The organism is Bradyrhizobium sp. SEMIA (assembly GCF_014844175.1).
GTDB classification, from domain to species: domain Bacteria; phylum Pseudomonadota; class Alphaproteobacteria; order Rhizobiales; family Xanthobacteraceae; genus Bradyrhizobium; species Bradyrhizobium arachidis.
Genome location: NZ_CP046601.1, coordinates 9468284 through 9489317, shown reverse-complemented (window position 1 = coordinate 9489317; position 21034 = coordinate 9468284). Strand labels below are relative to the sequence as shown.

General features: G+C 64.6%; 18 protein-coding genes and 2 pseudogenes. 18 read left to right on the top strand and 2 right to left on the bottom strand.

Going from position 1 to position 21034, the window contains the following annotated elements; all coding sequences use genetic code 11:
* Window positions 1-669: 669 nt before the first annotated feature.
* The 15 genes and pseudogenes from FOM02_RS45555 to FOM02_RS45485 form a co-directional block, all read left to right on the top strand.
* Window positions 670-2327: pseudogene (locus tag FOM02_RS45555) on the top strand (Clp protease N-terminal domain-containing protein); the annotation flags it as partial.
* A 10-nt stretch (window positions 2328-2337) separates the two neighbouring features.
* Window positions 2338-3777, top strand: a complete 1440-nt coding sequence (locus FOM02_RS45550) for a UDP-glucose dehydrogenase family protein (protein WP_265441253.1) — start codon at window positions 2338-2340, stop codon at window positions 3775-3777.
* A 120-nt stretch (window positions 3778-3897) separates the two neighbouring features.
* A pseudogene (locus FOM02_RS45545) lies at window positions 3898-4698 on the top strand (DEAD/DEAH box helicase); the annotation flags it as partial.
* Between the two features lie 63 nt (window positions 4699-4761).
* Window positions 4762-5658: a GDP-L-fucose synthase gene (locus FOM02_RS45540; RefSeq protein ID WP_322597004.1), complete on the top strand. Its 897-nt coding sequence runs from the start codon at window positions 4762-4764 to the stop codon at window positions 5656-5658.
* A 76-nt stretch (window positions 5659-5734) separates the two neighbouring features.
* The gene (locus FOM02_RS45535; protein ID WP_027564439.1) at window positions 5735-6187 is read left to right on the top strand and encodes a DUF2231 domain-containing protein; all 453 of its coding nucleotides are present in this window, start codon (window positions 5735-5737) and stop codon (window positions 6185-6187) included.
* A complete protein-coding gene (locus FOM02_RS45530; protein ID WP_027564438.1) occupies window positions 6184-7518 on the top strand; it encodes a PQQ-dependent sugar dehydrogenase in 1335 nt (444 codons plus the stop codon). Before FOM02_RS45535 ends, FOM02_RS45530 begins: the two co-directional genes overlap by 4 nt.
* Window positions 7519-7550: 32 nt before the next feature.
* Window positions 7551-7754 (top strand): hypothetical protein, encoded by a 204-nt coding sequence (locus FOM02_RS45525; RefSeq protein ID WP_027564437.1) that lies wholly within the window; start codon window positions 7551-7553, stop codon window positions 7752-7754.
* 40 nt (window positions 7755-7794) lie between these two features.
* A complete protein-coding gene (locus FOM02_RS45520; RefSeq protein ID WP_167336494.1) occupies window positions 7795-7965 on the top strand; it encodes a hypothetical protein in 171 nt (56 codons plus the stop codon).
* A gap of 442 nt (window positions 7966-8407) precedes the next feature.
* A complete protein-coding gene (locus FOM02_RS45515; protein ID WP_027564436.1) occupies window positions 8408-9796 on the top strand; it encodes an MFS transporter in 1389 nt (462 codons plus the stop codon).
* A gap of 118 nt (window positions 9797-9914) precedes the next feature.
* Entirely contained in the window at window positions 9915-10742 is an 828-nt protein-coding gene (locus FOM02_RS45510) for a 3-keto-5-aminohexanoate cleavage protein (protein ID WP_027564435.1), read from the top strand.
* A gap of 135 nt (window positions 10743-10877) precedes the next feature.
* Window positions 10878-12083, top strand: coding sequence for an MFS transporter (locus FOM02_RS45505; protein ID WP_027564434.1), 1206 nt, complete (start codon window positions 10878-10880; stop codon window positions 12081-12083).
* A 153-nt stretch (window positions 12084-12236) separates the two neighbouring features.
* Window positions 12237-13466: a CaiB/BaiF CoA transferase family protein gene (locus FOM02_RS45500; RefSeq protein ID WP_027564433.1), complete on the top strand. Its 1230-nt coding sequence runs from the start codon at window positions 12237-12239 to the stop codon at window positions 13464-13466.
* Window positions 13467-13470: 4 nt separating this feature from the next.
* The gene (locus FOM02_RS45495) at window positions 13471-14346 is read left to right on the top strand and encodes a 3-keto-5-aminohexanoate cleavage protein (protein ID WP_027564432.1); all 876 of its coding nucleotides are present in this window, start codon (window positions 13471-13473) and stop codon (window positions 14344-14346) included.
* 170 nt (window positions 14347-14516) lie between these two features.
* Window positions 14517-14732 (top strand): hypothetical protein, encoded by a 216-nt coding sequence (locus tag FOM02_RS45490; RefSeq protein WP_027564431.1) that lies wholly within the window; start codon window positions 14517-14519, stop codon window positions 14730-14732.
* An 89-nt stretch (window positions 14733-14821) separates the two neighbouring features.
* A complete protein-coding gene (locus FOM02_RS45485; RefSeq protein ID WP_265441252.1) occupies window positions 14822-15214 on the top strand; it encodes a RidA family protein in 393 nt (130 codons plus the stop codon).
* A 65-nt stretch (window positions 15215-15279) separates the two neighbouring features.
* Here FOM02_RS45485 and FOM02_RS45480 read toward each other — a convergent pair whose 3' ends face one another.
* Window positions 15280-15942 carry a TetR/AcrR family transcriptional regulator gene (locus FOM02_RS45480; protein ID WP_027564429.1) on the bottom strand — a complete coding sequence of 221 codons (663 nt, stop codon included), beginning with the start codon at window positions 15940-15942 and terminating at the stop codon, window positions 15280-15282.
* Window positions 15943-16258: 316 nt separating this feature from the next.
* On the opposite strand from FOM02_RS45480, the gene FOM02_RS45475 reads away from it, so the two are divergent.
* From FOM02_RS45475 to FOM02_RS45465, 3 genes are all read left to right on the top strand, one after another.
* Window positions 16259-17494, top strand: a complete 1236-nt coding sequence (locus FOM02_RS45475) for an acyl-CoA dehydrogenase family protein (protein WP_265441251.1) — start codon at window positions 16259-16261, stop codon at window positions 17492-17494.
* Between the two features lie 127 nt (window positions 17495-17621).
* The gene (locus FOM02_RS45470) at window positions 17622-18680 is read left to right on the top strand and encodes a phosphotransferase family protein (protein WP_027564427.1); all 1059 of its coding nucleotides are present in this window, start codon (window positions 17622-17624) and stop codon (window positions 18678-18680) included.
* Between the two features lie 210 nt (window positions 18681-18890).
* Window positions 18891-19517 carry a LysE family translocator gene (locus tag FOM02_RS45465; RefSeq protein WP_027564426.1) on the top strand — a complete coding sequence of 209 codons (627 nt, stop codon included), beginning with the start codon at window positions 18891-18893 and terminating at the stop codon, window positions 19515-19517.
* 119 nt (window positions 19518-19636) lie between these two features.
* On the opposite strand, the gene argE is transcribed toward FOM02_RS45465, so the two are convergent.
* Complete coding sequence (gene argE / locus FOM02_RS45460; protein WP_027564425.1) at window positions 19637-20824, bottom strand: acetylornithine deacetylase; 1188 nt, start codon at window positions 20822-20824, stop codon at window positions 19637-19639.
* Window positions 20825-21034 lie beyond the last annotated feature (210 nt).

The window sequence follows — 21034 nt, the reverse complement described above, 5'->3', positions numbered from 1 at the left end:
GCGACCTTCAACGGCTTAGCGCTACGGTTTTGGTACAAAACGGTGGTACAATGTCCCTTGCGATGTCATGTCCTTGGAAGCATCCTAAAACAGGCATCTATCAGGCCCGGATTGTGGTGCGTCTCCGGCCGATTATGGGGTCGTGGCCACGGGCTCTGCGCGAGCCAGCTTTACCTCATTAACGAGCCTTCTGTGATCAGCCGAGGAAGGCGTGCGTCAATCATCTCTTATTCTCGATCGAGCCAACAGAAAGGAATGGGCGCACGCGACGTCGAGTCAGAGTACGTCGAAGGACTATGCGCTACGATTGTAGCGTTCGAGCGGCGAGATTGGCAAACGTCTTGAGCGATGCGAGCCGGCTGCGGGTGAGACGCGCTGCCCGAGCGGTTAGCTGGCGCGGATAGCTAGGGCACCGGTCAAACTGTCGCGGTAGCCTTTAGCGCCGACGACGGAAAGCCGCTCGGCGAGTTGACAAATGTCAGTGCGAGCTTGCGGAAACCCAAAGAGCATGCGGTATGCGTGCCTCTACGCATCATTCGCTAAACGGCGTGCGGTTGGCGAGCAGATCGTGGATCTTCAATACTTTGACCGCGATCGAGCGAGAAGCCGGTACCCTCCTATTGCTGATCGCACTTCGGGGGCGTGGCGGCACGCCGAGGGAAGACGACGATGAATATTGAACAATATACCGAGCGCTCGCGCGGTTTCATCCAATTGGCGCAGTCGCTGGCGATGCGAGAAGGTCATCAGCAGTTTTCCACGCTGCATCTGCTGAAGGTCCTGCTTGATGACAGCGAGGGCCTTGCTGGCGGTCTGATCGACCGCGCCGGCGGCAATTCCCGCGCAATCCTGAAGGCGACCGAGGACGCCCTGAACAAGCTGCCTAAGGTCTCTGGCGGCGGCGCCGGGCAGGTTTATCTTGCTCCCGAACTCGCGCGAGCCTTCGACGCCGCTGAAAAGGCAGCCGAGAAGGCCGGCGATAGCTTTGTCACGGTTGAGCGTCTCCTGCTTGGCCTCGCCATGGACAAGAACAGCGAGGCGGGCCAGCTCCTGGTGAAGGGCGGCGTTACCGCGCAGAACCTGAATGCTGCGATCGAATCCCTGCGAAAGGGCCGCACGGCGGATTCCGCGACCGCGGAGAATGCCTATGACGCGCTGAAGAAATATGCCCGCGACCTGACCCAGGCCGCGCGCGACGGCAAGCTCGATCCGGTCATCGGCCGTGACGAGGAAATCCGCCGCACCATCCAGGTGCTGTCGCGCCGGACCAAGAACAATCCGGTCCTGATCGGCGAGCCCGGCGTCGGCAAGACGGCCATCGCTGAAGGCTCGCGCTGCGCATCGTCAATGGCGACGTGCCCGAGAGCCTGCACGACAAGAAGCTGCTCGCGCTCGACCTCGGAGCGCTGATCGCCGGCGCGAAATACCGCGGTGAGTTCGAGGAGCGGCTGAAGTCCGTGCTGCAGGAAGTCACCGCGAGCGAGGGCAATTTCATCCTGTTCATCGACGAGATGCACACGCTGATCGGCGCCGGCAAGGGTGATGGTGCGATGGACGCGTCCAACCTGCTCAAGCCCGCACTCGCCCGCGGCGAGCTGCATTGCATCGGCGCGACCACGCTCGACGAGTATCAGAAGCACGTCGAGAAGGACGCCGCGCTGGCGCGGCGGTTCCAGCCGATCTTCGTCAACGAGCCCTCGGTCGAGGACACCATCTCGATCCTGCGGGGGTTGAAGGACAAGTACGAGCAGCACCACGGTGTGCGCATTACCGATTCCGCGCTGGTTGCGGCTGCGACGCTTTCGCACCGCTATATCACCAACCGTTTCCTCCCCGACAAGGCGATCGACCTCATGGACGAGGCCGCAGCGCGGCTGAAGATGCAGGTCGATTCCAAGCCGGAAGAACTGGATTCGCTGGATCGGGAAATTGTCCGGCTGAAAATCGAGCAGGAAGCCCTGAAGAGGGAAAGCGATCCCGGCTCCAAGACTCGGCTGCAGTCGCTGGAGAAGGAGCTCGCCGATCTCGAGGAGAAGGCCGCGGCGCTGACGGCGCGCTGGAGCGCTGAGAAGAGCAAGCTCGTGAACGCCCAGAAGCTGAAGGCCGAGCTCGATGGGCTGCGCGTCGAACTCGCCAATGCGCAGCGACGCGGCGAATTCCAGAAGGCGGGCGAGCTGGCCTATGGCCGCATTCCACAACTCGAGAAGCAGCTTGCCGAGATCGAGGCCAAGGAGAACTCCGGCGAAATGGTGGAGGAAGCCGTCACCGCCAACCACATCGCGCAGGTGGTCTCGCGCTGGACCGGCGTGCCCGTCGACAAGATGCTGAGGGTTTTTCATGCGAATCGCGATGATCGGCACGGGTTATGTGGGACTGGTATCCGGGGCCTGCTTTGCGGATTTCGGTCACGACGTCACTTGCGTCGACAAGGATGAGAAGAAGATCGCTAGCCTTCATCGCGGCGAGATCCCGATCTACGAGCCCGGGCTGGACGAGCTGGTTGCGAACAACGTCAAGGCCAAGCGGCTGGACTTCACCACCGATCTGTCGAAGCCGGTCGCCGAGGCCGACGCCGTGTTCATCGCGGTCGGCACGCCCTCGCGCCGCGGCGACGGCCACGCCGACCTGTCCTATGTCTATGCCGCCGCGAAGGAGATCGCGCAGGCGCTGTCCGGCTTCACCGTGGTGGTGACCAAGTCGACCGTGCCGGTCGGCACCGGCGATGAGGTCGAGCGCATCATCCGCGCGGCCAATCCGAACGCTGACGTCGTCGTCGCCTCCAACCCCGAATTCCTGCGCGAGGGCGCGGCGATCCGCGACTTCAAGTTCCCCGACCGCATCGTGGTCGGCACCAACGACGAGCGCGGCCGCAAGGTGATGGGCGACATCTATCGCCCGCTGTCGCTGAACCAGGCGCCGCTGATGTTCACCGCGCGCCGCACCGCGGAGATGATCAAATACGCCGCGAACGCGTTCCTCGCGACCAAGATCACCTTCATCAACGAGATCGCAGACCTGTCCGAAAAGGCCGGCGCCAACGTCCAGGAGGTCGCGCGCGGCATTGGCCTGGACAACCGCATCGGCACCAAGTTCCTGCATGCCGGTCCCGGCTTCGGCGGCTCGTGCTTCCCGAAGGACACCAAGGCGCTGATCAAGATCGCGCAGGACCATGACGTGCAGCTGCGCATCGTCGAGTCCGTGCTGGCGGTCAACGAGAACCGCAAGCGCGCGATGGCGCGCAAAGTCAGCCAGGCGCTCGGCGGTTCGTTGCGCGGCAAGACCATCGCGGTGCTCGGCCTCACCTTCAAGCCCGACACCGACGACATGCGCGATGCGCCGTCGATCCCGCTGGTGACCGGCCTGATCGATATGGGTGCGACGGTCAAGGCGTTCGACCCGGTCGGCATGGAGCAGGCCAAGGGTGAGCTGCCCAGCATCACCTATTGCGAGGACGCCTATTCGTGCGCGCAAGGCGCCGACGCGGTCGTCATCGTCACCGAATGGGTGCAGTTCCGCGCGCTCGACCTCGACCGGCTGAAGAGCGCCATGGCACAGCCCATCGTCGTCGACCTCCGCAATATCTATCGCCCGGAAGAGATGGAGGCCGCGGGCTTCACCTACGAGAGCGTCGGGCGTCTATCGCCCGGAAGAGATGGAGGCCGCGGGCTTCACCTACGAGAGCGTCGGGCGTCCGCCGGTGCAGGGCTGACGCTCCCACGACAGTGCATAATTCCGTCATGGCCGGGCTTGTCCCGGCCATTCACGTCTGTTTTCTAATCCAAGACGTGGACGCCCGGGACTTTTGTGCGAAGACGCGCTTCGCGCTTTTGCCCGGGCATGACGAACGGATAAAGCTATTTGCCTCGCACCTTCGACACCCCCCTCCCGATCGATGCCGTGCTCGACGACCTCTCGCGCACGCTGGAGGCGCATAACGCCGCCGTGTTGGTGGCGCCGCCCGGCGCCGGCAAGACCACGCGCGTGCCGCTGGCGCTGCTCGACGCACCCTGGGCGCAGAATAAGAAGATCATCGTGCTAGAGCCGCGCCGCATCGCCGCGCGCGCCAGCGCCGACCGCATGGCCAAATCGCTCGGCGAGCGCACTGGGGAGACCGTCGGCTACCGCGTCCGCTTCGGCTCGAAGATATCTCGCGCCACGCGCATCGAGGTCGTGACCGAAGGCATTTTCACCCGCCAGATCCTCGACGATCCCGAGCTCTCAGGCGTTGCCGCGATCCTGTTCGACGAATTCCACGAGCGTTCGCTCGATGCCGACATGGGCCTCGCGCTGGCCCGCGATGCGCAACTCGGCTTGCGCGAAGACTTGCGCATCCTCGTGATGTCGGCAACGCTCGACGGCGCCCGCGTCGCCAAGCTGCTCGGCGAGGCGCCTGTCGTCGAGAGCGAGGGCCGGGCGTTTCCGGTCGAAACGCGCTATCTCGGCCGCAAGGCGGACGCGCCGGTCGAGCGGCAGATGGCGGATGCGATTGCCTCCGCGCTCCGCGCCGATAGCGGCTCGGTGCTGGCCTTCCTGCCGGGCGCCGCCGAGATCCGCCGCACCCAGAACTTCCTCGGCGAGCGCGTGCAGGACGCTTCCATCGAGATCGTGCCGCTGTTCGGCGCGCTCGACGCCGCCGTGCAGGATCGCGCCATCGCGCCGGCGCGGAAGGGCACGCGCAAGGTCGTGCTGGCGACCTCGATCGCGGAAACCTCGCTCACCATCGAAGGCGTCCGCATCGTGGTCGATTCCGGTCTTGCCCGCGTGCCGCGCTACGAGCCCGACATCGGCCTGACCCGGCTCGAGACCGTGCGCGATGCGAGGCTCGTCACGGTGGACCGCCGCGAGCTCGATCTCTGCAACCAGGCCGCCGTGTTCGACTGGTTCGCGCGCGTGCGGCCGCAGGTGATCTTCCTTGCCGCCGCCAAGGTTGGCGGCATCGTCGCCAACAACACGCTGCGCGCCGAGTTCATCTACGACAACATAGCGATCGCGGCCAACGTGATCCATGCCGCGCACCAGAACGGCGCCGAGAAGCTGATGTTTCTGGGCTCGTCCTGCATCTATCCGAAGCTGGCGCCTCAGCCGCTGCGCGAGGATTCCGTGCTGACCGGCCCGCTGGAGCCGACCAACGAGCCCTATGCGATTGCCAAGATCGCGGGCATCAAGATGGTGGAGGCCTATCGCAGCCAGTATGGCAGCGATTTCATCAGCGTGATGCCGACCAATCTCTACGGCCCCGGCGACAACTATCATCCTGAGATGAGCCACGTGGTCGCCGCCCTGATCCGCCGCTTCCACGAGGCGAAAGTGTCCGGCGCGACGAATGTCGTAGTCTGGGGCACCGGCACGCCGCGGCGCGAGTTCCTCTTTGTCGACGACATGGCGGATGCCTGCGTGCACCTGATGAAGACCTATTCGAGGCCTGAGCTCATCAACATCGGCACCGGCGAGGACATTGCCATCGCCGAATTCGCGCGTGTCGTAGCCGAGATCGTCGGCTACAGCGGCGAGATCAGCTTCGACACCTCGCGTCCCGATGGCACGCCGCGCAAGCTGCTCGACGTCGGCCGCCTCAATGGGCTCGGCTGGCGCGCGACCACCTCGCTTCACGATGGCTTGAAGCGCGCCTATGCGGCCTATCTGGCCGGCCTGGCATGACTGCGCAGGTGTAGGAACCTTCGCTGCAAGCACGAGTTGGCCGGTCGGGCAGGGCGAAAGCCACATGAGGCCAACCGTGCAAGAAGCTGTGCGCGTGCGCTCCACCGCGCAAATCGCAGGCCATCCAATTCATCCAATGCTGGTGCCGATCCCGATTGCGTGCTTCATCGGCGCGCTCTTGACCGACATCGCCTATGTCGTCAGCGCCGAGATCATGTGGGCGGATTTCTCCGCCTGGCTTCTGCTGTTCGGCGTCGTCTTCGGCGTGCTGGCGGCGATCGCGGGCCTGACCGATTTCCTCGGCAACCGCCTGGTGCGGGCACAGCCGCCGGCCTGGCCGCATCTGATCGGCAACGCCGTGGCACTGATCCTGGCGATTTTCAACCTGCTGATCCACACGCGCGATGCCTGGACCTCGGTGTGGCCGACCGGGCTCATCCTCTCGGCGATCACCGTGCTGATCCTGCCCGTCACTGGTTGGCTCGGCTGGGCCATGGTGTACCGCCACGGCGTAGGAGTTGCGCGATGAAATTCTCAATTGCCCACGCGCTTGTATGCTCGTCGCTGCTGTGCCTCGCGGGGTGCAATGACGGCAGCGGCGATCCCAAGGCGCAGATCGGCGCCAATCCAAAACTGCCCGACATCCAGCAATATCTGCTGCCGCCGATGCACATCGCGCGCATCGTCGGCTGGAAGAAGGACGAGACGCCGACTGTTGCGCAGGGGCTCCAGGCCAAGGCCTTTGCGACCGGCCTGCAGCATCCGCGCTTCCTCTACGTGCTTCCGAATGGCGACGTGCTGGTGGTGGAATCCAAGGCGCCGAAATCCGCGCCGATCAAGCGGCCCAAGGAAATCGTGATGGGTTATGTCGAGTCCTGGGCGACATCGGGCGGCGATACCGGACCGAGCAATCGCATCACGCTGTTGCGCGACACCAACGGCGACGGCGTGCCTGATGCGCAGAGCGTCTTCCTCGATCACCTCAATTCGCCCTTCGGCGTCGCGCTGGTCGGCAACGACCTCTACGTCGCCAACACCGACGCGATCGTCAGATATCCCTACACGGAAGGCGACACCAAGATCACCGCGCAGGGCACGGTGTTGACGGAGCTGCCGGGCGGTCCGATCGATCACCACTGGACCAAGAGTCTGGTCGCGAGCCCCGATGGCTCGAAGCTCTATGCCGGCGTCGGCTCCAACAGCAACATCACCGAGAACGGCATGGAAGCCGAGCACAATCGCGCCGCCATCCTCGAGGTCGACCGCGCCAGCGGGCGCTGGCGGATCTTTGCAAGCGGCCTGCGCAATCCGAACGGCCTCAGCTTCGAGCCGCAGACCGGCGTGCTTTGGACGGTGGTGAACGAGCGCGACGAACTCGGTCCCGATCTCGTGCCCGATTACATGACGTCGGTGAAGGACGGCGGCTTCTACGGCTGGCCCTACAGCTATTACGGCCAGCACGTCGATCCCCGCGTCAAGCCGGAGCGGCCGGATCTCGTCGCCAAGGCGATCGTGCCTGATTACGCGCTGAGCTCGCATGTCGCGCCGCTCGGCATGGCCTTCACCACCGGCACCAGCCTGCCGAGCGCCTATCGGGGCGGTGCCTTTGTCGGCGAGCACGGCAGCTGGAACAGGCAGAATCTGAACGGCTACAAGGTCGTGTTCGTGCCGTTCGCGGACGGCAAGCCGAGCGGCCCGGCGCAGGACGTCGTGACCGGCTTCCTCGACAACGACAACCACGCGCGTGGCCGCCCGGTCGGCGTCGCCATCGACAAATCAGGTGCGCTGCTGGTCGCCGACGACAGCGGCAACACGGTGTGGCGCGTGACCGCCGCGCACCCGCAGCTCACGCAACGATAGACACGGATTGGAAAGAGCTGGAGGAGGAGACCATGGGCCTTGCTCAATACACAATTGTGCCGGTGCAGGACGAATGGGGCGTGCTGCACGACGGCGACGTCAAGAGCAGATATGCCACCAAGGAAGCCGCATTCGAGTCGGCTGTCGCGGCAGCGTCCCTGGCGCTGCGTGAGGGCCACGAAGTCCATGTCAGCGTGCCCGGCCGCGACGCCGGCGAGAACGCGCTGGGAATTTGAGGCGTCCGACAGCGGACCTGCAAAAAACAAGGAGCTCATGATGAGCAAGCCTCGTGAGCCGAACGGCGTCGAACCTTCACGGTCCGAAGACGACATCCAGCGTGATCAGTTGGGCCCCCGAGGTGTGCCCAACGCACCTGACCCGGCGAAGATGACGCCTCAGCGTGACAAGAAGACGCCGAAGCAGGTCGATCCCGGCCACACTGCCTGACTGCGCGTTTGCTGGTCTTGTGTGACTGGAAGCCGCGGATGGCGTGCACTGCACGACGACAGTCAACCGGCCGGTGCCGCGCCGAAGCCGCCGCGGAAATGGCGATGAATGGGTGTGCTGATAGCCGAGCTGAGTCTGATCGGCGTCTTTCGCCATACCTTCAATCAGCCTGAGTTGATCTCTCTGTAACAGCTTGTTGGGTCGGTCCGCGCCCATGCTGTGGGGGGTGAGCCTTCGCGTGCAAATAACATCATGTTAGGTTTCTCGCATAACTGGGTAATTGTGTTAGCCCAGCGATAGCCTATTGTCGCGACCAATCAGACACCTATCGGCAGTGACAAGCGCTCGCGAAGCTTTCGCAGAGCGGGCGGAGAGTGCTGCCCAATTGCTCCAAGAAGCCCGGCAGCGGGACGTCAGAAAAACCCAGTGGAGGAATTTTGAGATGACCGCGACCCGTCAGACGAGTCAGTCCAGGAAGGCCGCTGCCAGCGGCTGGATCGGTTCGGCTCTCGAATATTATGACTTCTTCATCTACGCCACCGCCGCCTCGCTGATCTTCCCGCAAATCTTCTTCCCGTCGGACAATCCCACGGTTGCCATCGTCGCATCGCTGGCGACCTATGGCGTCGGCTACGTGGCCCGGCCGATCGGCGCCTTCGTGCTCGGACATTGGGGCGACACCCATGGCCGCAAGACCGTGCTCATCGTCTGCATGTTCCTGATGGGCATCTCGACCATGGCGGTGGGGCTTCTGCCGACTTATCAGCAGGTCGGCATCTTGGCGCCGATCCTGCTCGTCATCCTCCGCCTCGTGCAGGGTTTTGCCGTGGCCGGTGAAATCTCCGGCGCCAGCTCGATGATCCTGGAGCACGCACCGTTCGGACGGCGCGGCTTCTATGCGAGCTTCGCGCTCCAGGGCGTGCAGGCCGGACAGATCCTGGCGGCGGCCGTGTTCCTGCCGCTGGCGGCCTATATGCCGACCGAAGCCTTCAACAGCTGGGGCTGGCGGATCCCGTTCCTGCTCAGCTTCTTCGTCATCGTCGCCGGCTACATCATTCGCCGCGAAGTCGACGAGACCCCGGCCTTTGCCCGCGAGGGCGAGCGGGGGGAAACGCCGCGGGCGCCCATCGTCCAGGCCATCAAGCTGAGCTGGCGCGACATGCTCAGGGTCATCTGCATGGCGCTGATGAACGTCATCCCCGTCGTTGCGACCATCTTCGGTGCGGCCTACGCGGTGCAGCCCGCCTACGGCATCGGTTTCGCCAAGGACGTCTATCTCTGGATCCCGGTGCTCGGAAACATGCTGGCCGTGTTCGTCATTCCCTTCGTCGGCCATCTCTCCGACAAGGTCGGCCGCAAGCCTCCGATCATCGTGGGCGCGCTGCTCTCCGGTCTGCTCGCGTTCGGCTACCTCTATGCCATCAGCATCCGAAACGTGCCGCTCGCGATCCTGCTGTCGCTGTTGATGTGGGGCGTCGTCTACCAGGGCTACAACGCGATCTTCCCGAGCTTCTACCCGGAGCTGTTTCCGACCCGCACCCGCGTGTCGGCAATGGCGATCTCGCAGAACATCGGCACGACCATCACCGCGTTGCTCCCGGCCTTGTTCGCGACCGTGGCGCCTCCCGGCTCGGCCAACATTCCCTTGACGGTCGGGGCGATCGCTTTCGGCATCACGGTCATCGCGGCGCTGGCGGCGGTCACCGCGCGGGAAACCTACCGGATCAGCATCGACGATCTCGGCAATCCCAAGGCCGTGCCGATGCCGCGGGCCGATTATGAGCGGCAGCGCGCGGAGGCGGCGGGCGGTGCGGCCGCAATTCCGACCTGAAGAGTGTAAGGAGCCATGCCGCTGCGAGCGATGATGTTTGCAGCGGCAGGCTCGACGCATTACGTAATTGCCCACTCGAACCTTCTGCGCGCGAGCGCGATCATCATGAGGTCAAGGGATGAACCCCGTCGTCGTTGCTGTCGCTATCACCGGCTCCGTTCCGCGCAAGAAAGACAATCCGGCGGTGCCCATCCTGCCGTCGGAACAGATCGAATCGACGCAACAAGCCTTCGAGGCCAGCGCTACGCTGGCCCACATCCATGTTCGCAACGATGACGAGACGCCGTCCTCCGACCCCGAGCGCTTTGCCCTCGTGCAGGAGGGCATCAAAAAGCATTGCCCGGGAATGATCGTTCAGTTCTCGACCGGCGGGCGAGGCCGCGATCCCTCGGCGCGCGGATCGTCGCTCTATCTGAAGCCCGACATGGCTTCGCTGTCCACGGGCTCGGTGAACTTTCCGACGATCGTCTACGAGAACAGCGCCGCCCTGGTCGAGACCCTCGCCACCGGCATGAAGACGAATGGCATCCGGCCGGAGATCGAGATCTTCGATCTGTCGCATCTGCATGGAGCTCGCCGCCTGATCGAGGCGGGGCTGATGGACCAGCGTCCGCATGTGCAGTTCGTCATGGGCGTCAAGAACGCCATGCCGGCTGACGAGCACGTGCTCGACATCCTTCTGGGAGAGTTGAAACGGCTGATTCCGAAGGCGACGTGGACCGCGGCCGGGATCGGGCGCCACCAGGCCGAGGTCATGGGCTGGGCACTCGCGCGAGGCGCTGATGCGGTCCGCACCGGGCTCGAGGACAATATCAGGATCGACAAGACGCGCCTGGCCGCCAGCAACGCCGAGCTCGTGACCGTCGCCTGTGAGGCTGTCGCGCGCCACGGCCGGCGCGTCGCGACCTCGGCCGAGGCGCGATCCCTGCTCGGGCTCGCGGGGTAGGGGCTACTGCCTCCTGCTGACATGCTCCCGGCTGCATTCTGCCATTTCGGCGGCTGGCGTTCCCCCGCGCTGAGTCTCCGGGTAAGACGGGCGTCACAGGCGTGATCGGCGCCTGCCGGGCAGGCGACGGTTGGAATGCGGTTCTTGAAATCTGACAGCAGGCTCATCGGCGTCCTGCTGGTGCTGGCGATCACCCAACTCATTGGATGGGGGACGATCGGGCTTCCCGCCATCGTCGGGCGCGATCTTGCGGCTGACCTCGGCATGAGCCTGCCGGCGGTGTTCGGGGGCACCTCCGTTCTCTATGTCACGATGGGCCTGTGCGCGCCCTGGCTTGCCAAGGCATTCGCGCGGCATGGCGCGCGCAAGGTCATGATGGTCGGGACGGTCCTCACCGTGCCCGGATTCGTGCTGCTGTCCTTCGCGCGCGAGCCGGTGCTCTACTTCGCCGCCTGGACCATCTTCGGCGTCGCCGGCAGCGCCACGCTCTCGACCGGCGCCTATATCATGCTGAACGAGATCGCCGGGCGGCAGGCCAAGAGCGCGATCGGCGCGCTCATGCTGGTGACGGGCCTTTCCAGCAGCATCTTCTGGCCGGCCACGTCGTTCCTCAGCGGCCATCTCGGGTGGCGCGGGACCTGCCTCGTCTATGCCGCGATGCTGATCCTCGTGTCGTTGCCGCTCTATGCGTTCGCAGCACCGCGCCAGACCGTCGCGAAGGACGACGGTGCTGCGCCGGCGAAGCGCGCGGAGGCGCCGCGGATTGCGCGCAGCACGTTCGGCCTCGTGGTCTCTGCGATCACGCTCAATGCCTTCGTCAATTTCGGCCTCAGCGCCGTGTTCATCGAGCTGCTGCGGGCGGAGGGACTGGCGCCGGCGCAGGCGATCGCGTTCGGGTCCATGCTGGGCGTGATCCAGGTCAGCGCCCGCGGGCTCGACTTCCTCGGCGGCGGACGCTGGGACGGCATCACGACCGGGCTCGTCGCCGGTACGGCGCTGCCCGTCGCCATGCTGCTCCTGATGCTGAGCGAGGGGGCGACCTGGGCGGTCGCGGTCTTCATCCTGCTCTATGGCGCCGGCAGTGGTGCGATGGCAGTGGCGCGGGCGACGATCCCGCTGGTGTTCTACGACCAGGCGGAATTCGCCAAGGCGATGTCGATGATCGCGCTGCCGCTCAATCTTGCCTCGGCGATCTCGCCGCCGCTGCTGGCCGGCCTGCTCACCGAGTTCGGCAGCCGCGGCGCGCTCGGTCTCACCTTCGTGTTCTCCTGCGCCACGGTGCTGATCCTGGTGCTGCTCGGCCGGCGAAGGCCGCAGGTGGCTGCGGCGGTCGCGACCTGAGGCTATCTTCGCGGCGCGGAAATTCGCTGCCGCCGGGGCGGGGATGGCCGTATGCCTGGAGCGCAGTGCTCGGGGAACGAAAATGGTGTATCCGCAGGGAGCGCGGCCTGGCTCGAGCCGCCGCGCCAACACCAGTTCCCGGAGGAAACTTACATGTCGGCCTTGCCGCTCTCAGGCATCAAGATCCTTGACCTCACCCGCGTGCTTGCCGGCCCCCTGTCGGCCCAGATGCTGGGCGATCTCGGCGCGGAGGTGATCAAGATCGAGCGGCCGGGCACCGGCGACGACGCGCGCGCCTTCGGCCCGCCTTACCTGACCGATCCCGAGGGCAAGGCCAACAACAACAACTCGTTCTACCTTTGCGCCAACCGCAACAAGAAATCGGTGACCGTCAACATCGCCAAGCCGGAAGGGCAGGCGATCATCCGCGAGCTTGCCAAGGACGCTGACGTCTTCATGGAGAACTACAAGGTCGGCGATCTCAAGCGCTACGGCCTCGACTATGAGACGATCAAGGCGATCAACCCAAAGATCATCTACTGCTCGGTGACCGGCTTCGGCCAGACCGGCCCTTACGCGCCGCGCGCCGGCTATGACGCGATCCTCCAGGCGATGGGCGGCCTGATGAGCGTCACCGGCCATATCGACGGCGAGCCGGGCGAGGGGCCGATGAAGGTCGGCCCCTCCATCGTCGACTACATGACCGGCATGAACACCTCGATCGGCATCCTCTCGGCGCTCTACCATCGCGACGTCAATGGCGGGCAGGGGCAGCACATCGACGTCTGCCTGTTCGACACCGTGATCGCCTCGTTGTCGCACTGGCTGCAGATCTACCTCGTCAACGGCAAGATGCCGCCGCGCCGCGGCACCTGGGGCAATGGCGGCATGCCGGCCGGCGTGTTCCGCTGCACCGACGGCGAACTGATGCTGGTGGTCGGCAATGACGGCCAGTTCCAGCGCACATGCGCCGTGCTCGGCGAGCCCGGGCTCGCCACCGATCCGCGCTTCATCAAGAACAACGACCGCGTCGTGCACGGCAAGGAGATCATGGCGATCTTCGCCGGCCTGTTCCTGAAAAAGCCGGTGGCGTACTGGCTGGAGAAGCTGGAGGAGGCCGGCGTGCCGTCGGGCCCGATCAACAATTTCGAGCAGGTGTTCTCCGATCCGCACGTGCAGTCGCGCGGCATGCGCGTGAAGGTCGACCATCCCTTCGAGCCCGATCTGTCGCTGATCCGCAACGCGCTGACCCTCTCGGAGACCCCGATCGAGACCTACCGCGCCCCGCCGCTGCTCGGCGAGCACACCCAGGAAATCCTCGGTGGCAAGCTCGGCTATGATGCGGGGAAGATCGAGGAGCTGAAGAAGCAGGGGATCATCTGATTTTATGACCGGCAAAACCATCATCACCTGCGCCATCACCGGCAACCTGACAAAGCCCGAGCAGTCGCCGTACCTGCCGATCACGCCCGAGCAGATCGCGACCTCGGCGCTGGAAGCCGCCGACGCCGGCGCCGCCATCGCGCACATTCATGTGCGCGATCCCGCGACGGGGCGGCCATCGATGGAGATCGATCTCTACCGCGATGTCGTGGATCGCATCCGCGCCCGCAACAAGAGCCTCATCATCAACCTCACCACTGGTCCCGGCGGCCGTTTCGTGCCCTCGGTCGAGGATCCTCGTGTCGCCGCCCCCGGCACCACGCTGCTTCAACCTGAAAAGCGCGTCGCGCATATCGAGCTCATCAAGCCCGACATCTGCACGCTCGACCTCAACACCATGAATTCCGGCGGCGAGGTCGTGATCAACACGCCGCGCAACGTCCGGATCATGGCCGAGCGGATGAAGGCGGCGGGCGTGCTGCCGGAGATCGAGCTGTTCGATTCCGGCGACTGTCATCTGGCGCGCGACATGCTCGCTGATGGCTCGCTGAAGGGGCCGGGCCTGTTCTCGCTCGTGCTCGGTGTCAAATACGGCTTCTCCGCGACGCCGGAGACGATGTTCTACGCCCGCAGCCTGCTGCCGCCGGGCGCGATCTGGTCCGGCTTCGGTATCGGCCGCGCCGAGTTCCCGATGGTTGCGCAGGCCTATTTGCTCGGCGGCCATGTCCGCGTCGGCATGGAGGACAATCTTTATATGTCCAAGGGCGTGCTTGCGAAGACCAATGCCGAGCTGGTCGCGCACGCCGCCGGCATTCTAAAAAGCCTCGGCGCGAGCGTTGCGACCGCGCAGGACGCGCGCGCGATGCTGGGCCTAGCGTAGCACGACGCCGGCGCCGGAATGTTGAGCATGGATTGGTGACCTCAGTGTGGCGCAGACCGGGCCTTGCGTAGAGCTTGCGCGCAATCCCCAGATAAACCCGGTCCGTAGTCGCACAGGCTTCCGCTTCGCGCGCGAGTCTGATCTCCTCCCGTAAGTCGGGAGGGAAGCGCATGTCCTATACGATCGGGTTCCAGGCCAAGGACCAGAAGGCAATTCTGGCGACCGAGGCGGCCACCGCCAATCAGGCCGTCGCCATCATCGCCGCGCTGCGACAGAGCGCCGACGAGATCAAGTTCATCCGCTCGCCGCAGGAAGGCGAGATGGGCATCGAGATGCTGCTGCTGCTCGCCAAGGAAGAGGCCGAGGAGATGCCGCAGCGGGGCTAACCCGCCGCCACACTTCGATCAGAAGCGAAACATGCTGGCTGCAGAATAATGTAGTCAGGCACCAGTCTCGCTCGAACCGAAGGTGGTCCATGAAACGCGAAGCGCTCCTCGTCGAACCGATCTCGTCCTTTCTCGATCGCTGGAAGGCGCCGACCTCGCCGGTGACGCGCGCCGGCAACATGATCTTCGTCGCCGGCCTGCCGCCGTTCGATCCCGAGACCGGCGAGCTTGCGGAGATGCCGATCGAGCGGCAGAGCGAGATCATCATGGAGCAGATGAAGCTGTGCCTCGAGACGGCCGGCGCCTCGCTCGACAACGTCATGAAGTGCAACGTCTACTGCACCTCGACCAAACACTTCGCCGCGTTCAACGCGGTCTATGCCCGCTATTTCCCCAATGATCCGCCGGCGCGGATCTTCGTCTGCACGCCGGAATGGTTCGGCCCCTTCGACGTCGAGATCGACTGCATCGCGATGATGTGAGGATCAATGCGTTTTCGAGCGAAGTGGATGCCGGTTCGCGTAAAGAAAACGCGTCAAACGAGAGTTTAGCGCGCAGCGATCTTCGCCGGCGCCTTCGCCTCCGTCCGTCCCGCCGTCAGCGCCATCGTCGCGACGCTGACGACCCGCTCCACCACGTCCTCGACGTCGTCGAGATCGCATTTACCTTCCGACAGCTTCGTCAGCCGCTCGCTCTCGCGGATGGTGTGGTGCGCCATCGCGAGTGCGAAGTTCAGGCCCCAATAGATCTCGACCTCGCTGCGGTCGGGCAGGGAGCGGCGCATCGCGCCGGCGAATTTGCGCAAATGGTCGATCTCGCGGTTCTTGATGCGGCGGATCGGCGGCACGGATTCGATCGAGGCGCGGATCATGAAGCGCGCCGCGGTGGAGCGCTGGTTCTCGGGTCCGAGGCAGCCGCGCAAGGTCGGGCCGACCAGCGCATGCAGGATCACCTCGATCGGTGCGCGGCCGCCGCCTTGCTCTTCCGCCGCCTTCAGTTCGCGCAGACGCTCGCGGTTGGTCGCGATCGAGCGGGTGACGAACAGCTCCGCGATCAGCTCGTCCTTCGAGCCGAAATGATAGTTCACCGCGGCGAGGTTGACCCCGGCCTCCGCGACGATGTCGCGCAATGTGACGTCGCCAAAACCGCGGTCGGCATAAAGCCGTTCGGCGGCGGCGAGAATGGCGGACCTGGTGTGATCGCTGGCCATGGCTTGGACCTCGTCATTCCGGGGCGCGGCGCAGTCGCGAACCCGGAATCCCGCGCCGCAATCTCTGGATTCCCGGTTCGACGCTTCGCGTCGCCCCGGAATGACGTGCGAGGCACGAGGCGTCGGGAGTTGCAATTCAAACAGTTGTATGAAACTATCGTTTGAAGGCCGGGAAAAGTCAATCCGCAATCGGGACTCGTTCGCAACTCGCGGGCCGGTTCCACTGAAACGCCCGCAAGTCGCGCTTGCGGGCCGTGCGCGGCGGGAGGACAGTCCGGCGCAAAACGACCAGTGAGAGAAAAACGAGGAGCGTCCCATGGATTTCGATCTGTCGCCGAAGCAGAAGGAATGGCTCGACCGCGTGCGGTCCTTCATGGCCAAGCACGTGCGTCCGGCGGTGCCGATCTATGACGAACAGGATCGCAGCGGCGAGCGCTGGAAGGTGATCCCCATCCTCGAGGACCTCAAGAAGAAGGCGAAGGCCGAAGGCCTCTGGAACATGTTCATGCCGCCGAGCGAGCATGAGGACGACGAATTCCGCGGCGCGGGATTGACCAATCTCGAATACGCGCTGCTGTCGGAAGAGATGGGCCGCATCACCTGGGCTTCCGAGGTGTTCAACTGTTCCGCGCCCGACACCGGCAACATGGAAGTGTTCATCCGCTACGCCACCAAGGAACAGAAGCGCAAATGGCTGCGCCCGCTGATGGACGGCGAGATCCGCTCGGCCTTCCTGATGACGGAACCGGCGGTCGCATCGTCGGACGCGACCAACATCGAGACCCGGATCGAAAAGGATGGCGACCACTACGTCATCAACGGCCGCAAGTGGTGGTCGTCCGGCGTCGGCGATCCCCGCTGCAAGATCGCGATCCTGATGGGCAAGACCGATCCGTCGGCCGCCAAGCACCAGCAGCAGTCGCAGATCCTGGTTCCGCTCGACACGCCCGGCATCAAGGTTGAGAAGATGCTGCCGGTGTTCGGTTTCGATGACGCGCCGCACGGCCATGCCCAGGTGCTGCTCCAGAACGTGCGGGTGCCGAAGGAGAACATCCTGCTCGGCGAAGGCCGCGGCTTCGAGATCGCGCAGGGCCGCCTCGGCCCCGGCCGCATCCATCACTGCATGCGCACCATCGGCAAGGCCGAGGAGGCGCTGGAGAAGATGGTGAAGCGGCTCGCCTCGCGCACCGCGTTCGGCAAGAGGATCATCGAGCACAGTGTGTGGGAGCTGCGCATCGGCGAGGCCCGCACCGACATCGAGATGAACCGCCTGTTGTGCCTCAAGGCCGCCGACATGATGGACAAGGTCGGCAACAAGACCGCGCAGCTCGAGATCGCCATGATCAAGGTCGCAGGTCCCAACATGGCCTTGAAGATCATCGACCAGGCGATCCAGGCCTTTGGCGGTGCCGGCGTCTCGGATGAAGCGGGCCTTGCCAAGGACTACGCCCATATCCGCACGCTCCGTCTCGCCGACGGTCCGGACGAGGTGCACAATCGCGCCATTGCCAGACTTGAACTTCGGAAGTATGCAAACTCTCCCAGTCATTAAGAGGGAGAGCCAAAGCGGCGCTCCCGACTTGAAGAAACGACAGGGCACGATCGAGGTGACCGCTTGACGCAAGTGCGTCAGCGGTTACCGATTAGGATCATGTCCCGACTGAAGAGGGAGCGTCACCGTGGCTGACGGCGTCAGGAAAGACGAAGAGTTCTCGGGCACCAAGCCGGTCGAGGAGCGGCATCGTTTCGACGAGCTGCGCCTCGAGGCGTGGATGCGCGAGAACGTCGAGGGTTTTGAAGGCCCGCTGGTCGTGCTCCAGTTCAAGGGCGGCCAGTCCAACCCGACGTATCGCCTCAACACGCCGAAGCGTTCCTACGTGATGCGCAGAAAGCCGTTTGGCAAATTGCTGCCGTCGGCGCACGCGGTCGATCGCGAATATCGCGTGATCGCGGCCCTTGGAAAGCAGGGATTTCCGGTCGCACACGCCTACGCGCTGTGCCAGGACGACGGCGTGATCGGCGCTGCCTTCTACATCATGTCGATGGAGGAGGGGCGGGTGTTCTGGGATCCGACGCTGCCGAGCCAGGACGCCGATGCGCGGCGAAAGATCTTCACCAGCAAGATCGAGACGCTGGCCAAGCTGCACATGTTCGATCCCGTCGCGATCGGGCTCGGCGACTTCGGCAAGCCCGGCAATTATTTTGCGCGGCAGATCGACCGCTGGACCAAGCAGTATCGGGCGTCCGAGACGCAGCACATTCCGGAGTTCGAGAAGGTCGCCGAATGGCTGCCCAAGACCGTGCCGGAGCAGGCGCGCGTCTCGATCGTCCATGGCGACTATCGCCTCGACAACATGATTTTCCACGCGACGGAACCGCGCGTGCAGGCCGTGCTGGATTGGGAGCTGTCGACGCTGGGCGATCCCATGGCCGATTTCACCTATCTGCTCATGCAGTGGATCATGCCGGGCTTGCAGGGCGTCGACATCAAGGCGCTCAACATCCCGAGCCTGGAAGAGGCGGCGCAGATCTATTGCAACGTCACCAGGATGAGCGTGCCCGATCTCAACTGGTATTTTTCGTACAATCTCTTCCGCCTCGCAGGGATCACGCAAGGTATCGCCGGCCGCATCCGCGACGGCACCGCCGCCAACGCCAAGGCGCTCGAATCTGCCAAGCGCACCGTGCCGCTGTCGAAAGCGTCATGGGAGTACGCGCAGAAGGCGGGCGCGGTTTAGGAACGACAAAGGCGCGGCTGATGGCCGCGCCTTTTGCTTTGGTGCGCTGCTGTTTCCACAAGCTCAGTGTCATTGCCCGCGAAAGCGGGCAATCCAGTATGCCAGAGGCAGCAGTGCTTGAGCCGAAAAGCCGCGGCGTACTGGATGCCCCGCTTTCGCGGAGCATGACATCGGCTTCGTAGGGACACTCGCGAAAGAAATGCTGATCACATGATCGACCACGCGACCCTCATCACCTACATCCTCATCGTGCTCGGCTTCGTCTTCATCCCGGGCCCGGCGACGCTGCTCACCATGGCGCGGGCGGCAAGCTCGGGAACGAAGGTCGGCATCGCGACGGGGGCGGGCATTGCGGCCGGCGATCTGATCCACACCTCGATGGCGATCGTCGGGCTGTCGGCGATCATCGCGACCTCCGCGCTGCTGTTCAGCATCGTCAAATATGCCGGCGCGGCGTTCCTGGTCTATCTCGGCATTCGCGCCATGCTCGACAAGGCGCCGATCGAGCTGAACGGAGGCGCGCCGGCGATCGGCGCGGGCCGCGCCTTCCGGCAGGCCGTCCTGACCGAAGTGCTCAATCCCAAGACCGCGCTGTTCTTCCTGGCGTTCCTGCCGCAATTCGTGAAGCCGGAGCACGGCGCGACCGCGCTTCAGCTTGCCATCCTCGGCGTCGTCTTCGTGCTGCTCGGCCTGCTCAGCACCGTCGTGTTCGCCGTCGGTGCCGGCCGTCTCGGCAATCTCCTGCGCCGTCATCCCGCGGTGGTGAAATGGCAGGGCAAGGTGGTCGGCACCATCTACTGCGCCGTCGGCATCAGGCTGGCCTTGCAGGAGCGCTGAGGCGCGTCGCTCTTGTAGGGGGCAAAAGCGCGCAGCGCCGTGCCCACGGTTTCCTCGCGATGATAGTAGAGTCGTGGGCACGCTTCGCTTTGCCCACCCTACGGCAGGGTCGCTTGCGGCTACCCCTTCGCACAATGCGCGATCAATCTCTCGACGAAGCCTGCGCATTTCTCCAGCTCCGCCATCTCCACGAACTCATCCGGCGTGTGTGCCTGCGCGATCGAGCCCGGGCCGATCACCACCGACGGGATATCGGCCATGCTGGCGAACAGGCTCGCCTCGGTGCCGAAGGCGACTTTGGCGTGGTCGTTGCGCCCCGCAAGGCTCTTGGCGAGCGTGACGATGCCGGCGTCGGCGGCGGTGTCGAGCGCGGGATAGTCGAGGATCTCCTCGAAATCGATGCCGCACTCGGGATTCCTCGCCTTCATCGCCGGCTCGAGCTCGGCCTTGGCCCAGGCGACGATCGCATCCGTCACCTCGCGCGACTCGGTGATGCCGATGCCGCGGCATTCGAAATCCACCGTGCAGGTGTCGGGCACGATGTTCAGCGCGGCGCCGCCATGCACGATGCTGGTGAGCAGCGTCGAATGCGGAACGTCGTAGAGGCTGTCCGACGACCGCGCGGCCGCGAGCTTCTCTGCGCGGCGGCGGATCTCGACGATCAGCTCGGCGGCATATTCGATCGCGTTGACGCCGTCGGGCGCGATCGAGGAGTGGCGGGCGAGGCCATGGAACGTGGCGCGCACGCCGTGCTTGCCCTTGTGGCCGATGATGACCTGCATGTGGGTCGGCTCGCCGATGAAGGCACCGAGCGGCCTGACCTTCTTCTTTGCCACCTCGCGCAGCATCGGCCGCACGCCGACGCAGCCGATCTCCTCGTCATAGGAGATCGCGAGATGAATCGGCGTGTTCAGTTTGGCTTCCAGCATCTCCGGCACCATGGCAAGGCACACCGCCACAAAGCCCTTCATGTCGGTGGTGCCGCGGCCAAAGAGCTTGCCGTCGCGCTCGACCAGCTTGAACGGATCGTGGCTCCAGTCCTGGCCGATAACAGGCACGACGTCGGTATGGCCGGACAGCACGAGGCCGGGGCGATCCTCCGGCCCGATCGTGACCCACAGCGAAGCCTTCTGCCCGGTCTCGTCGACAATGCGCTCGCCCTTGACGCCGAGGAAGGCGAGATAGCTCTCGATGTGGGCGATCAAAGGCAAATTGGTGCGATCGCTGATCGTGTCGAAGTCGACGAGGTCGGCGAGGAGGTGGCGGATGCGATCGGCTCTGGAGCTCGGGAAGATCGGGTTCGGCATTGTCTTTTCTTGTCGGGGATTGGAGAGGCTGAAGTTGCTTGCATGAACCATACCAACGTGAAGGTCCAATGAGCAAATCAACACGGAGGTTCCGTAGCGCGGATGGAGCCAACGGGTCGCGCGAATGCGCGCCCGATGACAGGCTCCGCGCAATCCGGGCTACAAGGCCTCGGGCTACGAGATCTTGCGTTGCCCGTCGGGCAAAACACC